This is a genomic window from Cupriavidus basilensis OR16 (assembly GCF_000243095.1).
GTDB lineage: Bacteria > Pseudomonadota > Gammaproteobacteria > Burkholderiales > Burkholderiaceae > Cupriavidus > Cupriavidus basilensis_D.
This window is the reverse complement of the sequence record NZ_AHJE01000139.1, coordinates 1-636: the sequence shown is the minus strand read 5'-3', so window position 1 is coordinate 636 and position 636 is coordinate 1. Positions and strand designations below refer to the sequence as shown.

General features: G+C 70.0%; 1 protein-coding gene. It reads right to left on the bottom strand.

Annotated elements, in window-relative coordinates:
* Nucleotides 1–39: 39 nt before the first annotated feature.
* Nucleotides 40–636: dihydroxy-acid dehydratase (locus OR16_RS35310; RefSeq protein ID WP_050983205.1), on the bottom strand; the 597-nt coding region annotated here is incomplete at its 5' end.

Sequence of the window (636 nt, the reverse complement as noted above, 5' to 3'; positions counted from 1 at the left end):
CGCGTTCCGGCACGGGTTGGTCGATCCATGGCAGGGTGCTCAGGACTTGCGCGGCACGGTTTGGTGGGTCTGCGCGGCGCGCAGGAAATCGAAGTCCACCCCTTGGTCGGCCTGCGTCACCGTGGCCAGGAACAGCTTGCGGTAACCGCGCTCGGCAGAAGGGCGCACCACCTGGTGCTCGGCGGCGCGGCGGGCCAGCTCTGCGTCGTCGATCAGCAGGGAGATCTCGCGCCGCGCCACCGACAGGCGGATGCGGTCGCCGTTGCGCACGTGCGCCAGCGGGCCGCCGATGGCGGCTTCCGGCGTTACGTGCAGCACGATGGTGCCGGCCGCGGTCCCGCTCATGCGGCCGTCCGAGATGCGCACCATGTCCTTCACGCCGGTGCGCGCGAGCTTCCTGGGAATCGGCATGTAGCCGGCCTCGGGCATGCCGGGCGCGCCGGTCGGCCCGATGCGCTTGAGCACCAGGATGTCGTCGGCCTTCACATCCAGCGCATCGTCGTCGATGCGCAGCGCCATATCCTCGGCGTCTTCGAACACCACCGCTCGCCCTTCATGTTCCATCAACACCGGATCGGCCGCGGACTGCTTGATGATGGCGCCACCCGGCGCCAGGTTGCCGCGCAGCACGGCCAG